This window comes from Streptomyces sp. NPDC005374 (genome assembly GCF_042872225.1).
Taxonomy (GTDB): domain Bacteria; phylum Actinomycetota; class Actinomycetes; order Streptomycetales; family Streptomycetaceae; genus Streptomyces.
This window is the reverse complement of sequence record NZ_JBIAKA010000001.1, coordinates 1,146,301-1,168,064: the sequence shown is the minus strand read 5'-3', so window position 1 is coordinate 1,168,064 and position 21,764 is coordinate 1,146,301. Positions and strand designations below refer to the sequence as shown.

At 71.0% G+C, this 21,764-nt stretch carries 18 protein-coding genes; 13 read left to right on the top strand and 5 right to left on the bottom strand.

What is annotated here, in order from left to right; all coding sequences use genetic code 11:
• Nucleotides 1–47 precede the first annotated feature (47 nt).
• From ACFYRX_RS05420 to ACFYRX_RS05410, 3 genes are all read right to left on the bottom strand, one after another.
• On the bottom strand, nucleotides 48–1,274 hold the full coding sequence (locus ACFYRX_RS05420) for a DUF5667 domain-containing protein (protein WP_389096832.1): 1,227 nt from the start codon (nucleotides 1,272–1,274) through the stop codon (nucleotides 48–50).
• A gap of 233 nt (nucleotides 1,275–1,507) precedes the next feature.
• The gene (locus ACFYRX_RS05415; RefSeq protein ID WP_389096830.1) at nucleotides 1,508–2,281 is read right to left on the bottom strand and encodes an ECF subfamily RNA polymerase sigma factor, BldN family; all 774 of its coding nucleotides are present in this window, start codon (nucleotides 2,279–2,281) and stop codon (nucleotides 1,508–1,510) included.
• Nucleotides 2,282–2,607: 326 nt separating this feature from the next.
• Nucleotides 2,608–3,534: an HAD family hydrolase gene (locus ACFYRX_RS05410; protein ID WP_389096828.1), complete on the bottom strand. Its 927-nt coding sequence runs from the start codon at nucleotides 3,532–3,534 to the stop codon at nucleotides 2,608–2,610.
• A 125-nt stretch (nucleotides 3,535–3,659) separates the two neighbouring features.
• On the opposite strand from ACFYRX_RS05410, the gene ACFYRX_RS05405 reads away from it, so the two are divergent.
• The 11 genes from ACFYRX_RS05405 (at nucleotide 3,660) to ACFYRX_RS05355 (ending at nucleotide 17,831) form a co-directional block, all read left to right on the top strand.
• Nucleotides 3,660–3,938 carry a glutaredoxin family protein gene (locus ACFYRX_RS05405; protein ID WP_389096826.1) on the top strand — a complete coding sequence of 93 codons (279 nt, stop codon included), beginning with the start codon at nucleotides 3,660–3,662 and terminating at the stop codon, nucleotides 3,936–3,938.
• A gap of 235 nt (nucleotides 3,939–4,173) precedes the next feature.
• Nucleotides 4,174–4,932, top strand: coding sequence for a redox-sensing transcriptional repressor Rex (locus tag ACFYRX_RS05400; RefSeq protein ID WP_389096824.1), 759 nt, complete (start codon nucleotides 4,174–4,176; stop codon nucleotides 4,930–4,932).
• A complete protein-coding gene (locus ACFYRX_RS05395; RefSeq protein WP_389096822.1) occupies nucleotides 4,929–6,641 on the top strand; it encodes a glutamyl-tRNA reductase in 1,713 nt (570 codons plus the stop codon). The genes ACFYRX_RS05400 and ACFYRX_RS05395 overlap by 4 nt, the downstream gene beginning before the upstream one ends.
• Entirely contained in the window at nucleotides 6,638–7,597 is a 960-nt protein-coding gene (gene hemC / locus ACFYRX_RS05390; protein WP_389096820.1) for a hydroxymethylbilane synthase, read from the top strand. Before ACFYRX_RS05395 ends, hemC begins: the two co-directional genes overlap by 4 nt.
• A complete protein-coding gene (locus ACFYRX_RS05385) occupies nucleotides 7,594–9,312 on the top strand; it encodes a uroporphyrinogen-III synthase (RefSeq protein WP_389096818.1) in 1,719 nt (572 codons plus the stop codon). The genes hemC and ACFYRX_RS05385 overlap by 4 nt, the downstream gene beginning before the upstream one ends.
• A 478-nt stretch (nucleotides 9,313–9,790) precedes the next feature.
• Nucleotides 9,791–13,768 (top strand): helix-turn-helix domain-containing protein, encoded by a 3,978-nt coding sequence (locus ACFYRX_RS05380; RefSeq protein ID WP_389096816.1) that lies wholly within the window; start codon nucleotides 9,791–9,793, stop codon nucleotides 13,766–13,768.
• Between the two features lie 335 nt (nucleotides 13,769–14,103).
• Entirely contained in the window at nucleotides 14,104–14,745 is a 642-nt protein-coding gene (locus ACFYRX_RS05375; protein ID WP_389096814.1) for a hypothetical protein, read from the top strand.
• An 84-nt stretch (nucleotides 14,746–14,829) separates the two neighbouring features.
• On the top strand, nucleotides 14,830–15,708 hold the full coding sequence (locus ACFYRX_RS05370) for a glycine betaine ABC transporter substrate-binding protein (RefSeq protein WP_389096812.1): 879 nt from the start codon (nucleotides 14,830–14,832) through the stop codon (nucleotides 15,706–15,708).
• Nucleotides 15,709–15,743: 35 nt separating this feature from the next.
• Nucleotides 15,744–16,103 carry a hypothetical protein gene (locus ACFYRX_RS05365; RefSeq protein ID WP_389096810.1) on the top strand — a complete coding sequence of 120 codons (360 nt, stop codon included), beginning with the start codon at nucleotides 15,744–15,746 and terminating at the stop codon, nucleotides 16,101–16,103.
• Nucleotides 16,104–16,184: 81 nt separating this feature from the next.
• Nucleotides 16,185–17,177 carry a porphobilinogen synthase gene (gene hemB, locus ACFYRX_RS05360; RefSeq protein WP_389096808.1) on the top strand — a complete coding sequence of 331 codons (993 nt, stop codon included), beginning with the start codon at nucleotides 16,185–16,187 and terminating at the stop codon, nucleotides 17,175–17,177.
• Nucleotides 17,178–17,474: 297 nt separating this feature from the next.
• The gene (locus ACFYRX_RS05355) at nucleotides 17,475–17,831 is read left to right on the top strand and encodes a DUF805 domain-containing protein (protein ID WP_389096806.1); all 357 of its coding nucleotides are present in this window, start codon (nucleotides 17,475–17,477) and stop codon (nucleotides 17,829–17,831) included.
• A 30-nt stretch (nucleotides 17,832–17,861) separates the two neighbouring features.
• On the opposite strand, the gene ACFYRX_RS05350 is transcribed toward ACFYRX_RS05355, so the two are convergent.
• Nucleotides 17,862–18,035, bottom strand: a complete 174-nt coding sequence (locus ACFYRX_RS05350; RefSeq protein WP_389096804.1) for a hypothetical protein — start codon at nucleotides 18,033–18,035, stop codon at nucleotides 17,862–17,864.
• 232 nt (nucleotides 18,036–18,267) lie between these two features.
• Between ACFYRX_RS05350 and ACFYRX_RS05345 the strand changes: the two genes are divergently transcribed.
• Both ACFYRX_RS05345 and ACFYRX_RS05340 read left to right on the top strand, forming a co-directional pair.
• Nucleotides 18,268–19,170 (top strand): SAM-dependent methyltransferase, encoded by a 903-nt coding sequence (locus ACFYRX_RS05345; protein ID WP_389096802.1) that lies wholly within the window; start codon nucleotides 18,268–18,270, stop codon nucleotides 19,168–19,170.
• A 129-nt stretch (nucleotides 19,171–19,299) separates the two neighbouring features.
• The gene (locus ACFYRX_RS05340) at nucleotides 19,300–20,496 is read left to right on the top strand and encodes a PLP-dependent aminotransferase family protein (protein ID WP_389096800.1); all 1,197 of its coding nucleotides are present in this window, start codon (nucleotides 19,300–19,302) and stop codon (nucleotides 20,494–20,496) included.
• A 56-nt stretch (nucleotides 20,497–20,552) separates the two neighbouring features.
• Here ACFYRX_RS05340 and ACFYRX_RS05335 read toward each other — a convergent pair whose 3' ends face one another.
• On the bottom strand, nucleotides 20,553–21,764 hold the full coding sequence (locus ACFYRX_RS05335; RefSeq protein ID WP_389096798.1) for an acyl-CoA dehydrogenase family protein: 1,212 nt from the start codon (nucleotides 21,762–21,764) through the stop codon (nucleotides 20,553–20,555).

Genomic DNA, 21,764 nt, shown 5'->3' with positions numbered 1-21,764 from the left:
GGGGTGCCCTTCTCAAGAAGGGCACCCCCACCGTCGTACCGGAAAGGCTAGTTCGCGTCCTCGCCGTGGATGCCCAGGCCGGGCAGGAGGCCCGGGAGGAGGGGCGGGAGGGTGACGTCCGGGTCGGCCGACGGGGCGGGGGAGGACGGGGCCGTGCTGCCGGTGTCCTTCGGCGGGTCCAGGAGGCCGCCGGTGTTGCCGCCGAGCAGGCCGTCGTCCGTGCTGCCGGAACCGGCCGACTTGCTGGGGCCGCCGCTGTCGGTGGTCCCGCCGCCGGACGATGCGCCGGTGCCCGGGGCCGTCGACCGTCCGGAACCCGTCGAGGTGTCCGACGACGCCGAGCCGGAGCCGCCCTGCCGCCCGCCTCCCTTGTCGCCGCTCCGGGCGGGGGGCTGGGGGAGCAGGGACTGGAGCGGGGCGACCTCTTCGTCTATGGCTTCGAAGACCTCGGACACCTGGTCGCCGACGTCACCGAGTTGTACGGGCAGCCGGTCGCGGAGCGCGCCCCAGGCCTCGCGGTGCGAGCGCGAGAAACTGTCGAGGGCCTGGATGGGGCCCAGGGAGTTGGGGTCGCGCTCGTACGCCTCGTGCAACAGGCGGTGGCCCTCGGAGGCGTCGTGCCGCATGCCGGACAGGGCGCGGCGGATCTCGCCCAGGGACTCGTGGTCGAGGTGACCGCCCCGGCCGCGCTCCATCAGTCGGCGGGCCTCGCTCAGCCGGGTGGAGGCCTGGTCGAGGTAGGCGACTCCGCGCTCGTCGTCCCCGTCGGACAGGTGGTTGAGCTTGAAGTCCTCGATGCCGCGCTTGAGGCCGTACAAGGAGTCCCCGGGCAGGGCGTCCGAGCTGGCCGCGGCGACTCCGCCGAAGGCTCCGGCGGCGACTCCGACGCTCAGGCCGCCCGCGGCCAGGCCCTTGGCGAGCCGGGAACGCGGTCGGAGTTTGCCGAGCGGACTGGTCCGGTGCGTGCCCTTGGCCGCCCGATGGGAACGCTGTTCGGGCACCGAGATGCCCGCCGCTCCGCCCTCCAGGAGCATGGCCTCCATCGCGGCCACCAGCTGGGCGCGCTGGACGACCTTGACCGCGGGGTCCAGCTCGGGCCTGGGCAGCTCGCCGAGACACTCCGCGAGGACCAACAGACGGTCCGGCTCGGGGTGTTCAGCGGCGGCCGGTGCTTGTCCTTCGGACTGCTCGGCCGCCGGTTCCCGGTCGGACTGCTCCTCCAGGACCTGGGCGAAGGCGTTCGCCCGCCGGTGCGCCGATACGTTCGCGATCACTGGCGGCACCTCCTCTCGTCATGACGGTCGACTCCCCAGGGGGTCCTGAGGGTTGCACACCCTGACCACAAGCACACGATCGAGTGATCGAGATCGGCCAGGGAGTGACCACAGGGAGCCTGCATCCGGCACAACGAGCGGCGCGGCACTTGGGTTACGGACTGAGGATGATCGGATCGGGGAGTCAACGGACTTTCACCGAGAGCGAGTTGATGGTTACCAGGCGTGCGCTCTCAACGGGCGTCTTCCGGGAGGAGCCGGGCCAGGGTGCGGACGGCCCGGTACTGAAGGGTCTTGATCGCACCCTCGTTCTTGCCCATCACCCGGGCGGTCTCGGCGACCGACAGGCCCTGGAGGAAGCGGAGGGTGACGCACTCCTGCTGCTGGGGATTCAGCCGCTTGACGGCGTCGAGCAGCGCGGCGTTGGAGAGGGACTCCAGGACGGAGTCCTCCGGGGAGCGCTCGACCTCGTTGGCGTCGAGCATCTCGCCGGTCGTGACCTCCAGCCGGAAGCGGCTCGACTTGAAGTGGTCGGCGACGAGGTTGCGCGCGATGGTGACCAGCCAGGCGCCGAAGTCGCGGCCCTGCCAGGTGAAGGTGCCGATCCTTCTGAGCGCGCGCAGGAACGTCTCGCTCGTCAGGTCCTCAGCGGTTGCTTTGCCTCCCACCCGGTAATAGATGTACCGGTACACGGTGTCGCTGTACTGGTCGTACAGGCGGCCGAAGGCGTCGGCCTCGCCGGCCTGGGCGCGTTCGACCAGGTCCATCATGCGGGCGCTGTCGCTGTGCGCGGGCGGGCGGCGGGCGGTGGCGGCGCCGGTAGAGCGCCCTCGTCTGCCGACGGCCGCGGAACCTTCGGCCAGTGCGTAGCACGGGCCGATCGGTGCCGTGGCGACGGCGAGGGCGGGCACGGCGTACGCGGTGGGGACGAAGCCGCGCAGCAGGTCTTGGACCGTTGCGCGCAGCGTAGCCAGGCCCGAGGCGTCAACCCCGACGTGTGGGTACACGGGACTCCCAGAGGCAGAGCTTCCATCACGTGCAGTACGGGACCGTTCACCCGTCGTAGCGACGGAAGGGGTACCGGATTGCGTCTGAGGAGAATAACGCTTAGTGCAGGCCCTGCTACGCCCAGTTGCTCTATTCATCGATTACGTCGCTTCTGTAACCGATTGTGAGCCGATCAAGTACCGGGTAGTGACCGATTGTTGATCGAAAAGGTTCGTGTTCCGTGTCTGTCCAGGGCGTGTTGTGGCCGTGTGCAGCCAACGCGACTGGACAGGGGGATATGGGGGTACATCAGTTGGATTGGTCGGTCAGAGGTCCGTCGGGGCCGCTAGCGGCGGCGTCGGCTCAGTGCGATCGCCGCCGCCGTGCCGCCCGCCACCGCTCCCACGCCCGCCGCCGCCGGGATGCCGACCTTCGCGGCCTTCCTGCCGGTGCGGTAGTCGCGCAGGCGCCAGTCCAGTTGCCGCGCGTGCTTGCGGAGTTTGGTGTCCGGGTTGATCGCGTAGGGGTGGCCGACCAGGGAGAGCATCGGGATGTCGTTGTGGCTGTCGCTGTAGGCGGCGCAGCGGGAGAGGTCCAGGCCCTCCGCCGCGGCCAGGGCGCGGACCGCCTCCGCCTTCGCGGGGCCGTGCAGCGGCTCGCCGACCAACTTGCCCGTGTAGACGCCGTCCACCGACTCCGCCACCGTGCCCAGGGCGCCCGTGAGGCCCAGTCGCCGCGCGATCACCTGGGCGATCTCCACCGGCGCCGCTGTGACCAGCCACACCTTCTGGCCCGCGTCCAGGTGCGCCTGCGCCAGCGCGCGGGTGCCCGGCCAGATGCGCTCGGCCATGTACTCGTCGTAGATCTCCTCGCCGATCGACTGGAGTTCGGCGACGCGGTGACCCTGCACGATGGAGAGCGCCGAGTCGCGGGCCTCCTGCATGTGTTCCGGGTCCTCGATGCCGGCCAGCCGGAACCACGCCTGCTGCCAGGCGAACTTCGCGAGGTCACGCGTCTCGAAGAACTTGCGTTTGTACAGGCCGCGGCCGAAGTGGAAGATGGCGGCGCCCTGCATCACGGTGTTGTCCAGGTCGAAGAAGGCTGCCGCCTTGTCGTCGCCCAGGACCGGGAACGGGGTCTCCGGCTCCGCGGCGGAGGTCTCCTCGACCTCCTGGGAGGACTTGCGCGCGGCCTCCGCCGAGGCTTCGCCTGCCAACACGCTTCGCGCCGTGGCGGAACGCCTACGGGGAGTGAGCCATCCAAGAGCGGCCATGGCGTGAGCATAGCCAGTTTGTTCGGTGGTTCCGGAGTCGTGAGGTTTGAAGGGTGTGAACTCTCCGCGACCGTGCCGTTAAAGAAGCGGTCCCGGTCGCCGCCCGGCGCGCGACAATGGCCTGCATGACGTCCCTCTTCCGCCGTAAGCAGGTCAGAGCCCCCGAGGACCGGCTCGTCACCCTCATCCGCAAGGAGGGGTGCCATCTGTGCGATGACGCACAGGCGGTGATCGAGAAGGTGTGTGCGGAGCTCGGGGTTCCCTGGGAGCGGAAGGACATCGCCGAGGACCCCCAACTCCACGACCGGTACTGGGAACAGATCCCGGTCGTGCTTGTCGATGGTGAACAGCACACCTTCTGGCGGGTGGACGAGGAGCGGCTGCGCAAGGCTCTTGCCGAATAGTCCAACCAGCCCGGCGGGTCGCCTAGGATCGATGGCGACCGGGTCTCGGGGGCGGGATTATTGAGGGAAGTGTGCGGTTTTGCCTCCAGGAGAGACACGCGTGACCCCGGTCACGTTGGCCGGGCAAATCGGACACCATCTTTGTGCACGCGTTCACAAAGACATAGCCTGCATTCGACGGGGCGGTCCGGGGACGTGTGACCGCCTACAGCCCCGCTCTACCCGCAGGAGCACCGTGGCAACTGGCCGAACTCACCGACCGGCGACCCGTAGCCGAGGGATTCCCGAGGCCACCGTCGCCCGGCTTCCGTTGTACCTCCGCGCGCTGACCGCACTGTCGGAGCGCTCGGTACCCACGGTCTCCTCCGAGGAACTCGCGGCCGCGGCGGGCGTCAACTCCGCGAAGCTGCGCAAGGACTTCTCCTACCTCGGTTCTTACGGAACACGCGGTGTCGGCTACGACGTCGAGTATCTCGTCTACCAGATCTCGCGTGAGCTGGGGCTCACCCAGGACTGGCCGGTCGTGATCGTCGGGATCGGCAACCTCGGTGCCGCGCTCGCCAACTACGGCGGCTTCGCTTCCCGCGGGTTCCGGGTCGCGGCGCTGATCGACGCCGATCCGGCCATGGCCGGGAAGCCCGTCGCGGGGATTCCGGTGCAGCACTCGGACGACCTGGAAAAGATCATCGAGGACAACGGAGTGTCCATCGGTGTCATCGCCACCCCCGCCGGTGCCGCCCAGCCGGTCTGCGACCGGCTCGTGGCCGCCGGGGTCACCTCCATCCTGAACTTCGCGCCGACCGTGCTGACCGTGCCGGACGGCGTCGATGTCCGCAAGGTCGACCTCTCCATCGAGCTTCAGATCCTCGCCTTCCACGAGCAGCGCAAGGCCGGTGAGGAGGCCGCCGAGAACGCCGCCTCGGCCGCCGCGGCGCGGGAAGAGTCCACCGACAAAGGGCCCGACGGGGACGTACCCGCCGTGATGCCGGCATGAGTCTCCTCGTCGTCGGACTGAGCCACCGCAGCGCGCCGGTCAGCGTGCTGGAGCGGGCGGCGCTGCATGCCGACGCGCAGGTGAAGCTGCTCCAGGACACCGTCGGCGCGGAGCCCGCCGCGGAGGCCGCGGTGCTCGCCACCTGCAACCGCATCGAGCTGTACGCCGACGTGGACAAGTTCCACGCGGGTGTGGCCGAACTGTCGACATTGCTCGCCCAGCACAGCGGCGTGGGTCTGGACGAGCTCACTCCCTATCTCTACGTGCACTACGAGGACCGGGCCGTCCACCACCTCTTCTCCGTGGCCTGCGGGCTCGACTCCATGGTCGTCGGGGAGGGGCAGGTCCTCGGGCAGATCAAGGACTCGCTGGCCCGGGCGCAGGAGTTGCACACCGCTGGGCGGTTGCTCAACGACCTGTTCCAGCAGGCGCTGCGGGTCGGGAAGCGGGCGCACTCCGAGACCGGGATCGACCGGGCCGGGCAGTCGCTGGTGACGTTCGGGCTGGAGCAGTTGGCTTCCGGTACGACCGTGCAGGACTGGGCTCTCGGTAAGAAGGCGCTGGTCATCGGGGCCGGGTCGATGTCATCGCTCGCTGCGGCGACGCTGGCGCGGGTGGGGGTGGCGGAGATCGTCATCGCCAACCGGACTGCTGATCGGGCTGAGCGGCTGGCGGAGATCCTCAATGAGGGTGCCTCCCCTACGGACGTGGTTGCCCGTGCGGTACCGATGGATTCGGTGTCGGACGAGCTGACACGTGCCGATGTCGTGGTGTCGTGTACCGGGGCTACGGGGCTGGTACTTACTGCTGAGGCTGTTGCCGCTGGGCGGGGGTTGCTCGCGCAACCCGGCGCCGGCGAGGTGCCCCCCCGCTTCGGGGCGGGTGCCGCCCCGGAGGTACGACTGCCCGCAGGCTCTGCGGTCGAAGAGAACTGTCCCCTTGACCTGACCCCCGTACAGGCCACCCCTGGTTTCTCCCTGCTCGGGGAAGCCGCCGTTGCCGGGATGGCTGCCTCCGAGCTCGAGCAGCATGCCGCCTGGGTGGACAACGCGCCCCGGCCGCAGGGATCCGTCGCTGTCGTCGATCCTGTTCAGGAAGCCGACGCCATCGCCGCGCTCGCCGCCACCGCCGCCGTCATCGGGAGGGTTCCCGAGCGGCGCAGGCCCGAGCCCGTCGCCGAGATCCCGCGGCCGGCCCCCTCGCTCTTCCTGCTCGACCTCGCCATGCCCCGGGACATCGACGCCGCCGTGCACCGGCTGAGCGGGGTCCGGCTCGTGGACATCGAGTCGCTGGCCGAGGCGTCGGCGGACGCTCCGATGGCGGCCGACGTCGACGAGGTCCGTCGTATCGTCGCCGACGAGGTCGCCGCCTTCGGGGCCGCGCTCCGGGCCGCGCACATCACGCCCACCGTCGTGGCGCTGCGGACCATGGCCGCCGATGTCGTCGCCGGGGAGATCGCCCGGCTCGACGGGCGGCTGCCCGGGCTCGACGACAAGCAGCGCAGCGAGATCACACAGACCGTGCGGCGCGTGGTCGACAAGCTGCTGCACGCACCGACCGTACGGGTCAAGCAGCTCGCGGCCGAGCCCGGCGGTGCCGGGTACGCGGACGCGCTGCGGACCTTGTTCGACCTCGACCCCGAGACGGTGGCTGCCGTTTCCCGCGCCGAGGACAGCACCACCGATGAGGAAGGCCGAGGGTCGGCATGAGTACCAAGGCGCTACGGCTCGGGACCAGGCGGAGCAAACTCGCCATGTCCCAGTCCGGGCAGGTGGCGGACGCCGTGAGCCAGGTGACCGGACGGCCCGTCGAGCTCGTCGAGATCACCACGTACGGCGACGTGTCCAAGGAGCAGCTCGCGCAGATCGGCGGCACCGGAGTCTTCGTGACCGCGCTGCGCGAAGCCCTGCTCAAGGGCGAGATCGACTTCGCGGTCCATTCGCTGAAGGACCTGCCGACCGGGCAGCCGGACGAGCTGGCGCTGGCCGCGATCCCGCAGCGCGAGGACCCGCGCGATGTCATCGTCGCCCGGGACGCCCTGAAGTTCACCGATCTGCCCCGCGGGGCCCGCATCGGTACCGGTTCGCCCCGGCGGATGGCCCAGCTGAACGCGTACGCCCGCGCACACGGACTTGATATCGAGACGGTTGCGATCCGGGGGAACATCGACACCCGGGTACGGTTCGTGAGCGATGGTGAGCTTGATGCGGTGGTGCTGGCTGCGGCCGGCCTCAACCGCATCGGCCGTATCGACGAAGTGACCGACTTTCTGTCGGTCGACACGGTTTTGCCCGCTCCCGGCCAGGGAGCACTCGCGATCGAGTGCACCGCGGACAACGCGGAGCTGATCGCAGCGCTCGGCGAGCTCGACGACCCGTTCACGCGGGTCGCCGTGACCGCCGAACGGTCACTGCTCGCCGCCCTGGAGGCCGGCTGCTCCGCCCCTGTGGGCGCGCTTGCCGACCTGCTGGCCGACGGGCAGATTGTCAAGGAAATGCGCCTGCGGGGCGTCGTCGGCACGACCGACGGTTCTCGCATGGTGCAGTTGTCCACCACCGGTCCCGTGCCCGAGACGTACGACCAAGCAATGGCGCTCGGCCGTGAACTAGCGGCCGAGATGCTTGCCCAGGGCGCGGCCGGTCTGATGGGGGAGCGAGCACAGTGAGCCCCACCACTCTTCCCGCCGGTCCTGAACACGGGCACGTCACCTTCCTGGGTGCCGGACCCGGAGATCCGGGACTACTGACTCTGCGCGCCGTCGAGGCGCTCACGAACGCGGACGTTCTCGTCGCCGGGCACGAAGTGCTCGACGTCGTACGCGTCCACGCTCGCTCGGGCGTCGCCGTCGTGAACACGGACACGGAGATCCCGACGGGTTATCCGCCGACTCCGGTTCCGGGCACGGGCGCGCCCCAACTCACAGTCGTTGACGGTTCGTCAACAACCGCTGCTGTCCCCGTGGTGCGGGATGCCGCACATCTTGTCATGGAGGCCGCGCGGGGCGGCAGGCGGGTCGTACGTGCGGTGTCCGGGGACCCCGGGCTCGACGCGTACGCCGCCGAGGAGATGCTGGCCTGCGTCCGCGCGGGCGTGCCCTTCGAGGTCGTGCCCGGTGTGGCCGCCGCCGTGGGCGTACCCGCCTACGCCGGTGTGCCGCTGCGGGACGCGCAGGGCGCGGACGTGCGGTTCGTGGACGCGCGCACGGCCTCCGACCGGTGCTGGACGGAGGTGGGGGCGTCGGACGGGACCGTGGTCGTGTCGACGGCCCTGGACTCCGTGGGCGCCGCCGCCGGGGAGCTGGTCGCGGCCGGACGCAAGCCCGATACGCCGATCACGGTCACCGTCGCCGGTACCACCACGCGGCAGCGGACGTGGACCGCGACCCTCGGGACCGTCGCCCAGACGCTGAAGCAGGCCAAGGTGCTGCCCTCGCCCGAGGGCGGGCGGCCGGTGATAGCCGTGGTCGGTGAGCGGTCCGCCGCCGCCCAGCGCGATCAGCTGTCGTGGTTCGAGAACAAGCCGCTGTTCGGCTGGAAGGTTCTCGTGCCGCGGACGAAGGAGCAGTCGGCGTCGCTCTCCGACCAGCTGCGGTCCTACGGGGCCGTGCCGTACGAGGTGCCCACGATCGCCGTCGAGCCGCCGCGGACGCCCCAGCAGATGGAGCGGGCGGTCAAGGGGCTCGTCACGGGTCGGTATGAGTGGATCGCCTTCACCTCCGTCAACGCGGTCAAGGCGGTGCGTGAGAAGTTCGAGGAGTACGGGCTCGACGCCCGTGCCTTCGCCGGGATCAAGGTCGCGGCGGTGGGGGAGCAGACCGCCAAGGCGCTCGTCGCCTTCGGTGTGAAGCCGGATCTCGTGCCTTCGGGGGAGCAGTCGGCCGCGGGGCTGCTTGAGGACTGGCCGCCCTATGATCCTGTCTTCGATCCGATCGACCGGGTGTTCCTGCCTCGTGCCGACATCGCCACCGAGACGCTGGTCGCGGGGCTCATCGAGCTCGGGTGGGAGGTCGACGACGTCACCGCCTATCGGACCGTGCGGGCCTCGCCGCCGCCGGCGGAGACGCGGGAGGCGATCAAGGGGGGCGGGTTCGACGCCGTTCTCTTCACGTCGTCGTCGACTGTGCGGAACCTGGTCGGTATCGCCGGGAAGCCGCACAACGTGACCGTGATCGCGTGTATCGGGCCTGCCACGGCCAAGACCGCGGAGGAGCATGGGCTGCGGGTGGATGTGATGGCTCCGGAGCCGTCCGTGCACAAGCTGGCCGAGGCGCTTGCCGACTTCGGGCTGAAGCGGCGGGCTGCGGCGGTTGAGGCGGGGGATCCGGTGACTCGGCCGAGTGAGCGGCGGCCGGGGGCTCGGCGGCGGCGGTCGACGACCTGAGGTCTGCGCCTGCGGCGGCCTGTTGCGGGTTGGTGGGGGCTGGCGTTTTTGCGCAGTTCCCCGCGCCCCTTTGTGCCTGCGGCGGCCCGTTGCGGTTGGGTGGGGCTTGTGTCGCGCTTCGGGTTCGGTGGGTGGGTCGGGGGCGGGGGGGGGGGGGGGGGGGGGGGGGGGGGGGGGGGGGGGGGGGGGGGGAGGGGGGGGGGGGGGGGGACGTGCAGCCCTAGACGACGCCCCCCACGGGGTGTCCGTCCTCGGTCCGGCGGGTGCTGTCGATCCGACAGTGCTCTGTGACGGACGCCGGCCGCTGCGGGCGGACACCCCCCACCCCGGCCCCTTCGCGTCGTCGGCGGCTTGCGGGTCGTCGGTGGCGGGGGTCTTCTTTTACGGGTTCTGGGCGGTCTGGAATACTGCGCTCCGGTACTTTAAAGTGCAAGGAAAGCGCTTGCCGGGCTTGTGTGCCCTGATGTGAGGTGGCGTCTTGGGCCGTCCCGAACGACCGGTGGACCCCGACGCCGGTCCCCTGCAGAACTTCGCGCTCGCGTTGCGGTCGCTGCGCAGAGACGGTGGATCACCGTCGTATCGGACGATGGCCCAGCGCACCGGTCTGTCGGTGACCGCGCTGTCGCGGGCCGCCTCCGGTGAGCGGCTGGCGTCGGCCGCGGTCGTGCGGGCGTACGCACAGGCCTGTGGAGCGGATCCGGACGAGTGGGAGCGCCGTCGGCGGGCCGTCGTCGAGGAAGTGGCGCCGCACAGGTCGGAGCAGGACTCGCCCTACCAGGGACTGGCGAGATTCGAGCCGGGCGACCGGGACCTGTTCTTCGGCCGGGACCAGTTGGCCGAGGCCGCGCTGAAGCTGGTGCTGGACCGGCGGTTCGCGGTGCTGCACGGTACCTCGGGCAGTGGGAAGTCCTCCCTGCTGCGGGCCGGGCTGCTGCCCCGTCTCGATGACCTGGTCCGGGAGCGGGGCTGCGGTATGGAGCTCCGGCTGATCACACCGGGGGCACGGCCCGCCGCCACCCATGAGCGGCTGCTCGACCCGCCGCCGGACGGGCCGGAACGGTTCGTGGTGGTGGACCAGTTCGAGGAGATCTTCACGCTGTGCCGGGACCGGGCCGACCGCTGGCGGTTCGTGGACCTGCTCCTGGCCGCCCGGGACCCGGCGAGCCGGCTGCGCGTGGTGATCGCGGTGGGCGGCAGCTTCCACCCGCGGTGCGAGCAGCACGAGGGTCTGGCCGACATGCTGCGGCACAACGCCCTGGCCGTCAGCCCCATGACCCGGGCGGAGCTGCAGGAGGCGGTGGTCAAGCCGGCCACGGCGGCCGGGCTGCGGCTGGAGCGGGAGCTCACCGCCCGGATCGTCGAGGAGGCCGCGGACCGGCCCGGCGCGCTGCCGATGCTCTCGCAGGCGCTGCGGGAGACCTGGCGAAGACGGACCAGCGGCGTTCTGACGGTGGCCGCGTACGAGGCGGCGGGCGGCATCCACGGCGTGATCGCCGCGGCCGCCGAGGAGGTCTACGGCAGCCTCTCGCCCGTACAGGCCGCCACCGCACAGCGACTGTTGCTGGCGCTCATCACCCCCGGCGAGGGCAGCGCCGACACCCGCCGCCCGGTCAGCCGGGCCGATCTGCGCGAGTGGCCCGACCCCGAGTTGCCCGTCGTCCTCGACCGGCTCGCCCGCGCCCGGCTGGTCATCCTGGACGAGGCGAACGTCGAACTCACCCACGAGGCCCTCATCACACACTGGCCGCGGCTCCAGTCGTGGATCGAGACGAACCGGGAACGGCTGCGCGAGCACCGGCGTCTCAGCGAGGCCGCGCGGCTGTGGAAGGAGCGCGACCACGATTCCGGCAGCCTCTACCGGGGAACCCCTCTCGCTGTCGCCGACCAGCTGTTCGACCGGGGCACCGGCGACCATGACCTCACCGGGCAGGAGCGGGCCTTCCTCAGCGCCTCCCGGGTCGCCGGCGCCATGGAGCGCTGGTCGGCGAACCGGATACGACGGCGGATGCGGGGCCTGGCCGTCGCCTGCACGATCGTCGTGGTGGGCGCGCTCCTCGCAGGCCAGATCGCCTGGCAGCGCGGCGACACGGCCGACCTGGAGCGCATCCGCACCGCGGCCCTGGAAGCCGCCGCCCTCGCCGCCCGGACCCAGCCGGTCGATCCCCGTACCGCCGCCCTGCTCAGCGTCGCCGCCTGGCGGCTCGCCCCCTCCCCGGTCAGCCGCGCGGCCCTGATCAGCGCGCTCGCCGGAACCGAGGACGACATCCTGACCGGGCCGGTACTCGGTGACCAGGACCGTGCCTTCCTCACCGACTCCGGTCGCACACTGCTGGTGGCGGGCGCCGGCGCCTGGTCCTCCTGGGACGTGGTCACGCACCGCCCCAACGGATCGGGCGCGCTGCCCGACGGCCAGGTGACCGAGGCCGACCCGGCGGACCGGGCCCTGCTGCTGACCGAGGGCGGGCGGCTGTGGCACCTGACGGCGGGCACCGCCACCGCTCGTCCCCTGACGAGTGGCCGCGTCCTCGGCTTCGGGGCCGACGGACACAGCTATGTCGTACGGGAGTCCGGACCGGACCCGAAGGTGCGGCTGCGCACGGTCGACGGCGACAGGACGGTCTTCGAGGCGGCGGGCGACGCTCGTCCTGTCCTCTCGCCGGACAACGGGCTGGTGGCCGTCTGCCGGCCCGACCGGGCGCCGCAGGTGTGGGACACCGCCCGGGACGTGACCCGGCCGGGTGCCTGGGGAAGTCTCCGGGCGGCGGACTGCTCCTCGGCGACCGTCGTCTTCGGCGCGGGCGGCACACGGCTCGCCATGGCCACGGACACCGGCGTCCATGTCTGGGACACGGCCACCGGGCGACGACTCGCCGACCTCGACGGGCCGTCCCCCGGACACCTCGCCTTCACGCCGGACGGAGCGTTCCTGGCCGCGTCGGGCCCCAACGGCGTCACGGTCTGGCGGATCGCGGCACCACGGCTGCCGGTGCTGCGCCAGCCGGTGCCCGGCAGCTCCGTCACCGCGCTCGCCTGGGACCCGGCGGGCCGGATCCTGCGCTATCTGGCGGGCAGTACCGTGCACTCCCTCGACCTCGCTTCGGCCTTGGCCGCACCCTGGCGCGAACGACCCGTGGACGCCGTACTGCTCAGCCCCGACGGTCGGCTCCTGGCCACCGTGCAACGGACCGCGGCCGGTTACCGGCTCCGTCTCCAGGAGACGCGTTCCGCCCGCGTCGTCGCCGAACTGGCCGTTCCCCGCCGGGCCGCCGACCCCGTCGGGGCCTCCCGCCCCCTGCTGGCCTTCAGCCCGGACAGCCGCAGCATCGCCTACGGCGCCGCCGCGGTCTCCGGGTCCGAGCACACCGTGCGGTTCACGGTTCGTGACATCTCTCCGGCCGGCCGGAAGGCCACCACGTTCGATGTGACGGGTCCGGCCGGCTCCACGGCCCGCGGTATCTTCCTCACCGCGCACGGCCGGCACCTGCTGGTCGGCTGGCGCACGCCCGCGGGCCTGCTCGCCGTGCAGATGTGGGACACCGCGCACGGGCTTCCGTGGGTGCGGTCGAACGATCCGAAGGCCGCGGTCAGGGAGGCCCTGGCCGCCGGCTTCAGCGGTCGCATGGCCATTTCGCCCTACGCACCCGACCCGCATCCCGTGTTCATCGACGGACGGCAGACCTACGACATCGCGGTCAGCGCAGGCGGTGCGCACACGGCCACGGGCGGGGCCTTCGGCACCGTCACCCTGTGGGACAGCGGAACGGACCGTGTGCCCCGGGCCGTGATCCCCGCGCCCTCCGCCGGCACCGGCTGCGCGGCCTGCGCGCTGGTCACCGCCCTGGCCTTCAGCCCCGACGGCACCACCCTCGCCATCGCCTACGGCTCGGGAGCCCTGAGCCTGTGGGACCTCGACCTGAACCGGCCCCTGGGCGGCAGCCCGGCCGGTTCGGGCGACGTGATCGACTCGCTGGCCTTCGGCCCCGACGGCTACCTCCTGGCCGCCGGTCCGCACGTCTCCGTCCGCGCCTACCCGGTCGGCCCCGCACAGGTCGCCGCCCGGCTCTGTGCCCGCGCGGGCCGGTCCCTGACCGTCGCCGAGTGGCGGCGCTACCTGCCCGGCGTGCCCTACCTGCGCGTCTGCGACGGCCCGGGCCCGGACGACGGGTCCGCCGGGACCGAGCCCGAGAGCGGGATCGAGGCCGGTTCCGGCCTCGTCGCGCCCGCCCGCACATCGTCGGCGGCCGCGCTGCCGGACGCCGACGGCAAGAAACGCCTGTCCTCCCCCGATCCCCGGCCCCGGGAACGGGCGGAACACCCGACGGACCGGAACCGGGCGGGTTCGGGCGGGAACCGGAAAGCGGAAAAGCGGGCCGAGGGAAATCCGTCGGCACGCCGGAATGCGTCCCGGCCCTCCCCCGGAAACACGGACGGGCCCCGTCACCGGACCACTCGGTAGCACCGATCAGTCGCGAGAAGCCTCGCGTCGGTCCGGCGCACCCCCTGTTGTAAGGGTCGTGTAACCCGGCCGTCTCATACCCGGCGGTAGGTCGCCGATCGCGTTGTTTACCCCTCTGACCTGCATTGATCAACAACTCCGAGGCTCCGAAAGTGGATGTCGAACGGCCCGCTCCACCGCCGCCGACTCTCCCCCCGGTGCGGCGGTGGCGCGGTCACCGTGCCGGCCCTCACACCCCAGAGGGCCGGCAAATCCAAAACGCAGAGCAGTTACCGGATTTTCGCCGGCCGAGCTTTCCCTCGTCACGGGAAGCCGACTTTCCCCTGGAGTATTCGATGCGATTCGCGCTCCGCACCACCCCCAACCGCCGCCTCGCCCGCAGCGCCGGTGCCGTCGCCGCCCTCGCGCTGGGCGCCTCCCTCATGGCGGCCCCGCAGTCCTACGCCGCCGACAGCCCCTCCGTCGCGGAGCTCCTCCAGCGCTGCGGCTCGGCCGACCTGTGCAAGTTCCACCCGCAGAGCTACACCGCGTACACCGGCCCGGGCCACCAGGTCGGCGCCACCTACTACAACTGCACCCACGAGAACGCCCCGAGCACCGTCTCCTGGTCGGACACGACCGCCACCACGAACTCGGTCGGCGTCGCGATCGAGGCGCAAATGGAGTTCTGGAAGGTCTACAAGGCCTCCGTCGAGGTCTCGTACTCCCACTCCTGGACGACCTCCCACACCAACACCGACAGCAAGGGCATCAACGTCCGCCCCGGATACAAGGGCTGGGTCGTGCGGGGCGAGGCCAAGCAGAAGGCCAAGGGCTGGTACGAGTTCCACTTCGGCAAGCGCTACTACGGCCACTACATCTGGTACATCAACAACTACCAGGCGGCGGGCTGGGACGCCGACCACCCCGGGAACGCCTACGCCGAAGGGCATGACGCGGTGATGACGTCCGGCGAGCGCGCCGCGCACCACTGCTGAACCGCCCCTTAGGACAGCGGGCGGCCCGGCGCAGGCAACGGACCGTGCCGGGTCTCCCGCCCCCACAAGAAGTGGTGTTCCGTGATGCCAGACAGTCGTCTTCGTCCGCGCGCCGCCGTAGCGGCCGCCCTGTGCTCGCTGCTGTTCCTCACGGGCTGCGGCGGCGCGGCGAAGGGAAACAGCGCGACCGCCTACGCGGACGAGGTGGGGCCGACGGTGATCGGCACCGACGGTTCGGCCGAGAGCCGGGTCGTCGCGGCCCTGTACGGCGAACTGCTCGCCGACACGGGCGTGAAGGTGCGTACGGCGAGCACCCGTTACTCCTCGCCCGCCGACACCACGCGGGCCGTGGCGGAGGGCCGGATCGGCCTCGCGCCCGCCTACGAGACCGCGACGCTGCGCGCCCTGCCCGCGGCCCAGACCCTGCCCGGCAACATGGCCGCCACCCTCAGCATGGCCCTGCCCCCGGGCATCGACGCCCTGCCGCCCGCGCGGGCACAGAACGGTGTCGTCCTCGCGGTCACCCGGGCCACCGCCCGCAAGCACGGCCTGCGCACCCTCGCCGACCTCGCGAAGGCCGGCCGCCTCACCCTCGGCGGCCCCGCCTCCGGCGATCCGGACGCCCCGTTGGCCGCCTCGCTGCGGAAGGTCTACGACACCCAGCTCACCGAGACCGGTACCTCGGCCACCGCCGACGTCCTGGTCCTGCGCGGCACCGACCCCGCCCTCACCCGGGACGGCCTGGTCGTGCTGACGGATCCGAAGAACGCCCTGCCGCCCGAGCACGTCTTCCCGCTCATCGGCGCCCCCTACGCGGACCTGCCCACACGCAAGGCCCTGGCCCGCCTCAACTCCCGGCTCACCACAGCGCAGTTGGCCGCACTGGCCGCCTCCGTCGACGGCGGGGCGTCCCCGTCCGGCACGGCGCGTACCTGGCTGCGGTCCAACGGTCTGCTCGGCTGAACACCCCACCTCGTCCTCCGAAAGGCACCAGCGACATGGGTCACCTCCGCAGAAAGCTCACCATCGCCGCGCTCGCCGTGGCCTCGGCCACCGGTGTCCTCGCGGCGCCCGCGACGGCCAGCGCCGCCACCGCCAACGTGCAGATCCAGATCTGCAACGACAACAACGCCGCCCTGAAGTTCTTCCTCGTCGGCTACAACGATCAGGGCGACTGGGTCAACTCCCGGTTCTGGGACGTCCCGGCCAACCGCTGCACGACGGCCTCGAACTACTGGTGGCAGACGAACAGCTCGGTCGAGCTCCACTACGTCCGCCCCCCGGCCGGCTGGGACTGGCACCAGGTGTACGTCTCCAAGTCCAAGAACGGCCGCACCTTCACGTACCACCAGTCGTAGGCACGACCACCGACCGCCCCGGGACCCGTTGCGACAGAACGTCGGCAAAGGTGTCCCCGGGGCGGGCGTAGCGTAGACGGCATGACGACGTACGGATCCTTCCCCGGCACGCGGCCCCGGCGGCTGCGGACCAGCCCCGTCATGCGGCGCATGGTGGCCGAGACCCGGCTGCACCCCGCTGACTTCATCCTCCCGGCCTTCGTGCGGGAGGGCGTGAGTGAGCCCGTGCCGATCTCGGCGATGCCCGGGGTCGTGCAGCACACCCGGGACAGCCTGAAGAAGGCCGCTGCCGAGGCCGTGGCGGCCGGAGTCTCCGGGATCATGCTGTTCGGGGTGCCGGAGGAGTCGAAGAAGGACGCCCTCGGGACGCCGGGGACCGATCCCGACGGGATTCTGCAGGTCGCCATCCGGGACGTGCGGGCCGAGGTCGGGGACGAGCTGCTCGTGATGTCCGACCTGTGCCTCGACGAGACCATCGACCACGGGCACTGCGGGGTGCTGGACGACCAGGGGCGCGTCGACAACGACGCCACTCTCGAGCGGTACGCCGAGATGGCCCAGGTCCAGGCCGACGCGGGCGCCCATGTCGTGGGGCCCAGCGGGATGATGGACGGGCAGATCGGGGTCGTGCGGGACGCCCTTGATCAGATCGGGCGGGAGGATGTCGCCATCCTCGCCTACACGGCCAAGTACGCGTCCGCCTTCTACGGGCCGTTCCGGGAGGCCGTCGGGTCGTCGCTGAAGGGCGACCGCAAGACCTATCAGCAGGATCCCGCGAACGCACGGGAGTCGCTGCGGGAGCTCGCCCTCGATCTGGAGGAGGGCGCCGACATGGTGATGGTCAAGCCGGCCGGGCCCTACCTCGACATCCTCGCCCGGGTCGCCGACGCCGTCGACGTGCCGGTCGTCGCCTATCAGATCTCCGGTGAGTACTCGATGATCGAGGCCGCCGCCGAGAAGGGCTGGATCGACCGCGACCGGGCGATCCTGGAGGCGCTGACCGGGATCAAGCGGGCCGGGGCGCGGAACATCCTCACCTACTGGGCGACCGAAGTGGCTCAGAAGCTCGCCTGACGAAGCCGCCGGACGGCGTGTTGCGGCAACGGTTCGAGCTCGGTCCGGATACGGGCGGGGCTCGAACCGGCCAACGTCCGGATAACAGCGCCTACTTCGCTCGGTGATCTTCTGGTGTTCTGTCCGTATTTCGCATTCGGATGTGGTGGATTTGTCGAGGTGTGGCGGGCCGTCGGTTTGATGGATCGCTTACATCCGTCGAATTGACGAGTTCCCGACATCCTCCATATCTTCTGCGCCTGGCCTGATCCATTCGGAATGGTTCCGAACGGCGATCTCTGGGGGGACACCACCACCATGAACTTTTTCATCGAGGCACTCAAGAAGTACGTGGTCTTCAGCGGGCGTGCGCGCCGCAAGGAATACTGGATGTTCGCGCTGTTCGCCGGGATCATCTACGTCGTGTTCGCCATCATTGGCGTCGTCGCGAAGCAGCCGTTGATCGTGGCCCTCCCCATCCTCGCCTTCCTGCTGCCCGGCCTGGCCGTCACCGCGCGCCGTCTGCACGACACGGGCCGCAGCGCCTGGTGGATCCTGTTCCAGATCGTCCCGATCGCCGGTCCCATCACCCTGTTCGTCTTCTCGGTGCTGGACAGCGAGCCCGGTGACAACAAGTACGGTCCCAACCCGAAGTTCGCGCCCGTGCACGTGTGACGTCGTAGATCTGCTGCGAGGCCGTCCGGCTCAGTGCCGGGCGGCCTTCTGGTTTTCCCCGGGGGTGAGGGAGGCCGCCTTGTTCGTGGCCGGGCCCTCGTCGCGTACGCCCTGGCCGTCGTCGCAAGCCGTCAGCGCGGGGAGCGCGAGAAGGGCGGCGAGGGTGAGGGCGAGGGCGGTTGTCCTGCGGCGGCGGGTGGGCATGGGAACAGGCTGCGGGAGACGTGGCCGTGCGAGCCAGCCCCGGCGGCGGATTCGGGACGGCTTCCGGGTGTGGACCGACGTGGCCTGCGGGAACGTCCCGTCCCGCGTCCCCCTCGCGGGACGCGGGACGGTGCATGTCGGGCACCGGGCACCATCAACTGCCGCCGGGAGTTAGGTTCTTGACCAACGTGGTGGTTGTCCGTTGAAGGACCGACTCATAGGGGAGACGCCCATGCCCGGTGACGCGCTGAGCCAGGACCCGGCCGAACTGGCCAAGAGGATCGACACCACCAGGGCGCATCCGGCGCGCGTCTACGACGTCTTCCTCGGCGGCAAGGACAACTACCCCGCCGACCGTGAGGCGGCTGCCGCCGCGCTCGCCGCCAACCCGCGCGGCTACCTCGACGTACGCCACAACCGCGACTTCATGCGCCGGGCCGTCGACAGACTGGCCGAGCGGGACGGCATCCGGCAGTTCCTCGACATCGGCACCGGGTTGCCCACCGCCGAGAACGTCCACCAGATCGCCCAGCGCATCCGGCCCGACTCGCGGGTCGTGTACGTCGACAACGACCCCGTGGTGCTGGCACACGCGCGTGCGCTGCTCACCAGCGGGCCCGAGGGGCGTACGGACTACATCGACGCCGACTTCAAGAGCCCCGCGCAGATCATCGAACAGGCCGCCAAGACCCTGGACTTCGACCAGCCCATCGCGCTGTGCCTGGTCGCGATCCTGCACTTCGTCGAGGACGAGGAGGCCTTCCCGATCGTGCGGGAGCTGGTGGAGGCGCTGCCGTCGGGGAGCCGGCTCGTGCTCAGTCACCTCACCGACGAGATGCACCCCGAGCCCACCCGCGCGGTCCAACGGACGTACACCGAGCGCGGGTTCACCTTCGTGTTCCGGTCCAAGGCGGAGGTGGAGCGGTTCTTCGCCGAGGCGCCCGGCATCACCCTGGACGAGCCCGGGGTCGTTCCCGCCCATCTGTGGCACCCCGGTCCGGCGCCCGCGCCGCCCGCCATCGACGCGGAGGACTTCGAGTCCCTCGACGACATCGAGAAGATCCGCTACCGCGACATCAACGACGTCACGGACGACGACATCAACGTCTACGCGGCCACCGGCACGAAGAGCTGAGGAGCGGTTCTTCACCGAGGCGCCCGGCGTCCGTAGCCGTCCGTATCGCGGAAAGGTACTTGTAGGCGGCACTCGGTTCCTTAGGCTGCGCGGCAACCAGTCGTCGTCGCAGTCGAAGGAGCCGTACCCATGACGGTGCCCACGTTCGCCTCCGTGCCGCCGCTCGCCGCCCGGGCCCGGGCGGTCGGTGGGTCGCCCGTACGGGACATCCTCGCCGTCACCGCCCGCCCCGAGGTCATCAACTTCGCGGGCGGGCTGCCCGCGCCCGAACTGTTCGACGCGCAGGGCATCGCCGACGCGTTCCGGGCGGTGCTGGAGGAGACGCCGGAGCGGGCGCTCCAGTACTCGACGACCGAGGGCGAGCCCGTGCTGCGGGTCGCCCTGGCGGAGCGGATGTCGGTGCGCGGGCTTGCCACCGACGCCGACGACGTCCTCGTCACCACCGGGTCGCAGCAGGCCCTGTCGCTGCTCGCCACCGCGCTGATCGAACCCGGGGACACGGTCCTCGTCGAGAGCCCCTGCTATCTGGCCGCGCTCCAGGCCTTCGGGTTCGCGGGGGCGCGGGTGGTGGCCGTGCCGGGGGACGAGGAGGGGCCCGACCCCGTGGCGCTGGAGGAGCTCGTCGTGCGGGAGCGGCCCAAGCTGCTGTACACCGTGCCGACCTTCCAGAACCCGACCGGACGGACCATGTCCGCCGAGCGCCGGGCCGCCGTCGCCTCCGTGGCCGCGCGGCGCGGACTGTGGATCATCGAGGACGACCCGTACGGCGAACTCCGCTTCGAAGGCGAGCGGCTGCCGTGGATCGCCGCCCACGAGGAGGTCCGCGACCGGGTCGTCCTGCTCGGGTCCTTCTCCAAGGTCATGGCCCCCGGACTGCGGCTCGGCTGGCTGCGGGCGCCCGGTGAACTGCTGCGGGCCTGCGCGGTCGCCAAGCAGGCCGCCGATCTGCACACCCCGACCGTCAACCAGCTCGCCGCGGCACGGTACCTGGCCGACCGGGACCTCGACGCGCATGTGCGCCGCGTCGCGGGCGTCTACGGCGAGCGGCGGGACGCCATGCTCGCGGGACTGGCCGATGCCCTGCCCGAGGGGTCGGCCTGGACCCGGCCCGAGGGCGGCATGTTCCTCTGGGCCCGGCTCCCGTCGTCGTACGACACGACCGCGCTGCTCGCGCAGGTCGTGCGCCGGGATGTCGCCTACGTGCCGGGCGCGCCCTTCTACGCCGGTGAGCCCGACCGCTCGACCCTGCGGCTGTGCTTCGTGACGCAGACGCCCGAGGAGATCGGCGAGGGGCTGCGGAGGCTGGGGGAGGGGCTGCGGGACTGAGCGACCGGCCGTGCCTCTCTGAGAGGCACGGCCCGTGCGGGGGTTGGTGAGGGGGCTCAGACGAAGGCGCTCTGGCCGGTGATCGACTTGCCGACGATCAGGGTGTTCATCTCGCGGGTGCCCTCGAAGGAGTAGATCGCCTCGGCGTCGGTGAAGAAGCGGGCGATGTCGTAGTCCAGGACGATGCCGTTGCCGCCGAAGATCTCCCGGCTCCAGGCGACGACCTCCCGCATCCGCGAGGTGACGAACGCCTTGGCCAGCGAGGAGTGTTCGTCGCGGAAGATCCCGGCGTCCTGGAGACGGGCGAGCTGGACGAGCATGCCCCAGGAGGCGGTGATGTTGCCGAGGCTCTTCACCAGCAGGTCCTGCACCAGCTGGAACCGGGCGATCGGGCGGCCGAACTGCTTGCGCTCCTTGGCGTAGTCCAGGGCGAGTTCGTAGGCGCCGGTCATCACGCCCAGTGCCTGCCAGGCGACTCCGCCGCGGGTGGCGCGCAGGATCTCGGCGACATCGCGGAACGAGTTGATGTTCTGCAGGCGGTTCGCCTCCGGGACCCGGACGCCGGTCAGGGTGATCTCGGCGTTCTCGACGATCCGGAAGGCGACCTTGCCCTCGATCTTCGTCGGCACGAAGCCCGGCGTGCCCTTCTCGACCACGAATCCCTTGACGTGGTTGTCGTCGACGTCCCGGGCCCACACGATCACGTAGTCGGCGAAGGTCGCGTTGCCGATCCACTTCTTGGCGCCGTCGAGGATCCAACTGTCGCCGTCACGCCGGGCGGTGGTGCGCATGCCGCCCGCGACGTCGGAGCCGCCGAGGGGCTCGGTCATCGCGAACGCGCCGATCTTCTCCATGGCGGCCATCGCGGGAAGCCAGCGGTCGCGCTGCTCCTGGTCGCCGCCGGAGTGGATCGAGTACATCGCCAGTCCGTTGTGCACGCCGAAGAACGTGGCCACCGAGGCGTCGGTGCGGCTCATCTCCATCGCGAGCATGCCGCTGAGCAGGTTGCTGACGGCGGGGCGGTGCTCGCCGTAGCCCTCGTAGGGCAGTCCGGCCAGGCCGCTGTCGCGGAAGATGCCGATGAGCTCCTTGGGGAAGGTGCCGTTGCCCCAGTTCTCGTTCACCAGCGGCTTGACCTCGTCACGCATGAGGGTGCGGGCCTTGAGGAGGATCTTGCGCTCCTCGTCGGGGAGCAGGGCCTCGTAGTCGTAGAAGTCGGAGATCAGCTGGTCGTCGAGGGGCTGCGGAGCGGTCGTCGTGGCGGTCAT